Annotated in this window: 6 protein-coding genes; 2 read left to right on the plus strand and 4 right to left on the minus strand. The window is 69.0% G+C overall.

Annotated features, from left to right (window positions below; genetic code table 11):
• Positions 1 to 110: 110 nt before the first annotated feature.
• From ACZ6D7_RS18280 to ACZ6D7_RS18295, 4 genes are all read right to left on the minus strand, one after another.
• Positions 111 to 779 carry a TetR/AcrR family transcriptional regulator gene (locus ACZ6D7_RS18280; RefSeq protein ID WP_469491431.1) on the minus strand — a complete coding sequence of 223 codons (669 nt, stop codon included), beginning with the start codon at positions 777 to 779 and terminating at the stop codon, positions 111 to 113.
• Positions 780 to 884: 105 nt separating this feature from the next.
• Positions 885 to 1,940, minus strand: a complete 1,056-nt coding sequence (locus ACZ6D7_RS18285; RefSeq protein WP_469491433.1) for an LLM class flavin-dependent oxidoreductase — start codon at positions 1,938 to 1,940, stop codon at positions 885 to 887.
• A 30-nt stretch (positions 1,941 to 1,970) separates the two neighbouring features.
• Positions 1,971 to 2,336: a hypothetical protein gene (locus ACZ6D7_RS18290; RefSeq protein WP_469491435.1), complete on the minus strand. Its 366-nt coding sequence runs from the start codon at positions 2,334 to 2,336 to the stop codon at positions 1,971 to 1,973.
• A gap of 512 nt (positions 2,337 to 2,848) precedes the next feature.
• Positions 2,849 to 3,790, minus strand: a complete 942-nt coding sequence (locus ACZ6D7_RS18295; RefSeq protein WP_469491437.1) for a GlxA family transcriptional regulator — start codon at positions 3,788 to 3,790, stop codon at positions 2,849 to 2,851.
• Positions 3,791 to 3,904: 114 nt separating this feature from the next.
• Between ACZ6D7_RS18295 and ACZ6D7_RS18300 the strand changes: the two genes are divergently transcribed.
• Together ACZ6D7_RS18300 and ACZ6D7_RS18305 are read left to right on the plus strand one after the other, a co-directional pair.
• A complete protein-coding gene (locus tag ACZ6D7_RS18300; protein ID WP_469491439.1) occupies positions 3,905 to 4,834 on the plus strand; it encodes an NAD-dependent epimerase/dehydratase family protein in 930 nt (309 codons plus the stop codon).
• Positions 4,835 to 5,498: 664 nt separating this feature from the next.
• Positions 5,499 to 6,143, plus strand: a 645-nt coding sequence (locus tag ACZ6D7_RS18305) for a HEAT repeat domain-containing protein (protein WP_469491441.1), incomplete at its 3' end; no start/stop codon positions are given.

Consider the following 6,143-nt stretch of genomic DNA (forward strand, 5'->3'; position numbering starts at 1 on the left):
GACGGCTGACGGCCAAGCTCCGCATCGACGACACGGCGGCCGGCTTCCGGACGCTGCTGGACCTGCTTGCCGAACACGGTGACACAGAGATGTCCCGCGGGGCCGGGACGTCAGCGCGAGGGAGGCTGCGGCAAAGGTGGATCGAGGGTGCGCAGCAAACTGCGGGCGGGAGGACCCGCAGGCAAGGGTTCGTCGTCCGTCACGGCGCAGGCGCGCAGGATGAATGCGATCAAGCGCCGGGACGCCTTCTCGGCATTGGCTCCGCTGCCTATGACGACGCCTGCGTTGGCGAGCAGGAACAGCGGAAGATCATGCGGGGAGAAGTCAGCGCGCAGAACCCCGGCCTCTTTGGCCCGCCGGACCAGCCGCGTGAAACCGCGCATGGCCCGGCGCCGATGGGCTTCGAGCTCGGCCGAGGCCGGGAAGGCCGTGCTGAGAACAGCGGCCAGACCGTGGTCCTCGCATTGCAGACGGGCGACGTGCTCGATGTAACTGCGGAAGGCCACCCACGGCTCCGGCTCTTCAAGGGCTCGGTCGGCGGCGTCGGCGTACGCGCGGACTCGGGGAGTGAACACCGCGGCGATGAGCTCCTCGCGGCCGGTGAAGTTGCGTTGCAGCGTTGCGATGCCCACTCCGGCCCGTCGCGCGACCTCGTTGAGCGAGACGTCCAGGCCGCGGGTCGTGTACAGCTCGGCTGCGGCGGTGAGGATCTTGGCGCGGTTGGCCTGGGCGTCGGCGCGACGCTGCCGGAGCGGGGTGGTGTCGTCGGTGGGTGGCACGATTGGACAGCTTACGGTTGTTGCGTCTGCGGGCGACGAGCGTGATCAGGCCGGTCCGTTGTCTCGGCGGCGGTCTCCCGCCGCCGAGGCCCGGCGCGACAGCGGCTAGGCCGGGGCAACAGTGAGCTGGCGTAGTGCGGGAGCGACCGTCGCGGCCAGGTGCTCCACGGACGCGGTGACCGCGTCCTCGGGCAGACCGCCCCAGTCGACCAGGGCCTGAAGGCGGTCGAAACGCACCGCCTTGTGAAGCGCGATCGCTTTTTCGGTGATGAATTCGGGTGTGCCGATCAGGAGATGTCCGGACGGTTCCAGGCCCGCTCGGAACTGTTCCGGCGAGACGGTGAAGCCCCCTCCTCCCGGCTGCTTGGGCCGCAGAAAGTCCCGGTAGTGCGGATAGGTGTCGCGGGCGGTGGCGGCGTCATCGGCACCGAAGAAGTGCACCCCGAGGCCGAGGCGAAGCCGATCGCTGTGTCCAGCCTCCTTCCCGGCCGCCCGATAGAGGTCGGCGAGCTGGGCCAGACGCTCCACAGGACCGCCTATGTATCCGAGCATCATGGGCAGGCCGAGCCGTCCCGCGCGTTCGGCGCTCGCCGGAGTGCCCCCGACCCCGATCCATACCGGCAGGGCATTCTGCATGGCTCGGGGAACGACGGCTGCGTTCTTCAGCGGGGGCCGGAAGTGTCCGCGCCAGGTCACTCGCGGCTCGTCGCGTACGCGCAGCAGGAGGTCGAGTTTTTCGGCGAAGACCTGGTCGTAGTGGCTCAAGGGGACACCGAACAGTTCGAACGGCTCCGGGTACGCGCTGCGGCCGACCGTGATCTCCGCTCGCCCCTTGCTGATGAGGTCGAGGGTGGAGAAGTCCTCGTACAGCCTCACAGGGTCGAGGGTACTGAGCGTGCTGACCGAGCTGGTGAGCCTGATGTGCGAGGTTCGGGCGGCGATCGCGGCCAACATCACGGCCGGTGAGGAAACGGCGAAGTCTGGGCTGTGGTGCTCGCCGATGCCGATGTGGTCCAGCCCCAGCCGGTCGGCGGTCATGCCGAGGGCGACGAGTTGGTGGTGGCGGTCCTCGGCGGTCCGGGTGCGACCGTCGACGGTGCGGGGCTGGACGTCGGTCAGTGAGGCGATGCCGACGTCCATGTCCGGGCCGTGCGTGCTCATGGGCTGTCCTTCCTGGGTGTTTGCCATGGTTCAGGCCGCCGACGGGGTGAACGTGGTCGCCGTCTTCTCGTCCACGGGGACCGAGCCCCGGCCGAGGTCGATCTCGCTTGTGTGGTGATAGGCGCCGGATCCCAGCCGGGTGAAGGTGTCACGCAGGGGGACGGTGGCGCCGTTCAGCGTGCTGGCGCGCTCGAACCCGAGGGCGTCGCCCTGCCAGCCCGAGGACCGCTGCCGGGCTCTGCCGCCGTTGCTGTCGAAGCAGTCCGCGACGAACTCGTCGGCGGCGGCGTCGGATCCCGAGACGTAGGTGGCGCGCAGCGGGTTCGGGTCGTCCGCGGTGGGCTGCTCGGTGCTCGGTCGCAGGTAGTGCGGGGCGAGCTCGCCGGAACCGGTCACCGTCGTCTCGTTCGGCTTGCGCGGTGCGAAGGGGATCGCGTGGAACTTCCCAGGACTTTCCAGGTGCCGAGGAAGCAGGCGAGTGCGTCGATCCGCGGTGCGGCAGGGGGAGTTGCTGTGCCCTGTCCGCCCGGTCCATCGCGCTCGATGTCGCTCATGTCCGTCCCTTTGGGATCGTCCGGGTGGTCGTCTGCCTCCCAGGTGTGGACCACACTAGCCCAAAATGGAGTGGGTGCACCATTTAAATGGAGTGGGTGCACCGAATAGGTGGTGAGGCTTGAGCATCAGGCGGAAAGCCAAGCCAAGCCAAGCCAAGCCAAGCCGGGTCGGACCGCACTTGTCTGCCGCCAGGTTCCATTCGCCGTCCACCAGCGTCCAGCAGGCCGCCACGTCTTCCGGCGACCACTCCTGCCGCGGAACCTGCCGACGGGTTACTTGCTCCCTGGCGTGCGAGCCAGGACTACAGGGCCTCGGCAAACGATGGCGAGCTCAAGCCGTCATGGTGCCTCGATCTATTGATTCTGGGTGAACGCGGCGCGGTACGCGCTGGGAGTGAGCCCGGTCCTTTTCGACAGGTGCTGGCGCAGGGAGTCCGTGGTGGCGAGGCCACTGAGCTGGGCAACCTGGTCCATCGGCAGGTCGGTTGTCTCCAGGAGCTCTTGCGCCCGGATGACACGCTGGTGGAGAAGCCACTGCAGCGGGCTCAGGCCTGTTTCGTCGTGGAACCTGCGAGTCAGCGTGCGGACGCTGGTCGTCGCGTGAGCGGCGAGGTCAGCACGGGTGAGTGGTTCATGCAGGCGATCGAGCGCCCATGTCCGGGTCGCGGTCAGCGAGGTGCCCGTCTCGGGTGGCAGAGGCCTCGCAATGAACTGTGCCTGCCCACCGGGCCGCACCGGTGCCGCCACCAACAGTCTGGCGACGGCGTTGGCCGTCGCGGCGCCGTAGTCGGAACGGACCAGGTGCAGGCACAGGTCGATGCCGGCGGCCAACCCCGCGGAGGTCAGGACGTTGCCGTCCTCGACGTAAAGCACATCGGGCCGCAGCTGGACCGAGGGGAAGCGGGCGGAGAACTCCTCGGACTTGGCCCAGTAGGTGGTGGCGCTGCGGCCGTCGAGCAGCCCGGCCTGGGCGAGGACGAACGCTCCTGTGCAGATCGAGGCGATGCGTTTGCCCGCGGCTGACGCGTGGCGCAGCATCGCGAGAACACTCGGCTCGATGTCGTCGCGGGCACCGGTTCCGGTCACGATGACGGTGTCGGCGTCGTCGACGGCCTCCAGCCCGTGGCGGACGGTGACCTCCATGCTGCTGGTGGCGACGGGACCGGGGTGGGCGGTACAGATGCGCACCTGATAGCCGGGGCGGCCGTCGATGGTCGTCTCGCCGAGGACGAGCTCCGGAATCGACAGGTCGAAGGTGGTGGCGGGAGGGACTGCGACGACGGCAACGTGACGCATGGCCCGAACCTCCGGATGTTTGGCATTCGGGCCACTACCTTACGGATCAGCCGTGGCGGAGGGTAGGGGCGTTGAGGCGGGCCAGTCCCAATTTTTCGACCAGGGAGTGCACACGTGTCCTTGTACGTCATCGTTGGAGCCGGAGCCACGGGATCGGCCGCTGCACGGCTGTTGGCGGACGCCGGCGAGCAGGTCCGGCTGGTCACCCGCCGGGGCAGCGGGCCAGCGCACGATCGGATCGAGCGGGTGGCCGCCGACGCGACCGATATCGCGCGGCTGATCGAGCTGACCCGCGGAGCGGTGGCCCTGTTCAACTGCGCCATGCCGGCCTACGACCGATGGCCCTCCGAATTCCCACCGCTGGCCGCCTCGTTGCTGGCCGCAGCGGAACGCAGCGGATCGGACTACGTCATGCTCGGGAACACCTACGGTTACGGACCCGTCGACGGGCCCGTAACCGAGGGCCTTCCCATGGCGCCGACCAGCGTCAAGGGCCGCGTCCGGGCCCAGATGTGGCATGACGCACTCGCCGCCCACGAGGATGGCCGGGTGCGGGTGACCGAGGTCCGGGCCAGCGACTACCTCGGTGCGGGCGCGTACTCGCCGTTCACACTCATGGTGGGGGCGCAGGTGCTGGCCGGTGCGCCAGTCTGGTACCCGGGAGACCTCGACGCCCCGCACAGCTGGACATACACCGCCGACGCGGCCCGGACACTGATCGCCGCCGCCCGGAATGAGAAGTCCTGGGGCCGGGCCTGGCACGTGCCGTCCACCTCCCGGGCCCCGGTCCGCGAGCTGGCCGCACACCTGGCCCTAGCAGCCGCCGTGCCCGGCCCCGAGTTGACACACATGGCGAGGACCGAGTTGGAGGAGATCGGACGGACCGATTCGGTCATGGCGGAGTTCCCGGAGATGCTGTACCTGTACGACCGTCCCAACATCGTTGATGCGTCGTTCACCGCGGAGGTCTTGAACATCGCCCCGGCTCCGCTCGATGTGGTCCTCGACGAGATGGCAGGGGAGCACGGCCGGCCCGAGGCCTGATGAACTGTAGGTAGGCCGCGCCAAGCCTGCGGTGCTGTGACCCACATCCCGGGCAGGCGGCGCCGGTCGCGGTGCCTTGTGCGTCGACACGCACTGTCTCGATAGCCACATCCACCGACAGAACCGCGACGTCCGCGACCGCCGGAAACAGCAGCTGCTGCGGCCGGAGCGCGAGCTCTTCCATGGCCCCGAGTCTTCAGCCCAATCACCTTGACCACGGCTCATTTTCGGGCGACTTCGGGCACCGCGCGGAGATGGCAGCACTGCGGTTATTGCCAGGGCAGCATTGGGATGCTCCTGGTGAAAGCTGCTGGTGCGGGGCGCACTGACGAGGCCATCGCCCTGTTCAAGCGGGTGATGGCCGACCGGGAGGGGCTCCTGGGCCCTGACCATCTGGACACCCTCGGTGCTCGCGCGGACGTGCGCGATCTGTTGGGAAGCCGGCCCCATGGAGGAGGTCGACGTCCAGCGGGACCTGGTGATCGCTGCCCGAAAGCGGCTGCTGAGTGAGCGCGCCCCGACCGCCTTGACGCAGTCCGGAGCGCGCGCGTAGTGCGGCTGCCGGGCGGGGGAGGCGGTCACGTCCTGGGGCATCTTGCAGCGAGCCCCGTTTGACCTTGACACGGTGACAAGGTCTTCACTGCTTGTCCAGGAGGTGGTCCCGATGACCATGACGAGATGGGACACGGATGCGGCAGGAGCGCTCCAGGGGCTGGAGGACGGCCGTTCGTCCGTGCGACTGAGGACGGCTCTGGCGGTCGGCACGACGCCTGACCCGCGCTTCGTCGACAAGCTCATCGAGCGATGCGCGATCGAGCCCGAGTTCTTCGTCCGCGACATGCTGACCTGGGCACTCACCCGCCACCCGGTGTCCATGACGCTTCCCGAGCTGGTGCGCGAAGTCCGCTCGGAGCGTGCGCAGGCACGGAGCCAGGCGCTGCATACGCTGTCCAAGATCGGGGACCGGCGGGCGTGGCCGACGATCACACGGGAGCTCCTGTCCGACGCCGACGACGAGGTGGCGCGGAGCGCGTGGCGGGCGGCGGTCGTGCTCGTGCCGCGAGGTGAGGAGCCCGCCTTGGCCGCGGTGCTGGCGACGCAGCTCGGGCGCGGTGAGCGGGAGACGCAGCTGAGTCTCAGCCGGGCGCTGGTCGCCCTGGGTGAGACTATTCTGCCGGCTCTGCGTCCTGCGACGACGGCCCCTGACCCGCGCGTGGGGGCGGACGGGCTCGCCACGGAAAGGCTGCTGCGCGACCCGGACGCAGGAGTCGGGTGTGCGAGCGAGGAGGAGAAGCAGGTCCTGTTTCTC

Source organism: Streptomyces sp. NPDC041784 (genome assembly GCF_055591025.1).

Coding starts and splice junctions, on each gene's coding strand:
- ACZ6D7_RS18285 (WP_469491433.1), bottom strand. CDS start 1,940: ATGAGCACGCACGGCCCGGACATGGACGTCGGCATCGCCTCACTGACC.
- ACZ6D7_RS18295 (WP_469491437.1), bottom strand. CDS start 3,790: ATGCGTCACGTTGCCGTCGTCGCAGTCCCTCCCGCCACCACCTTCGAC.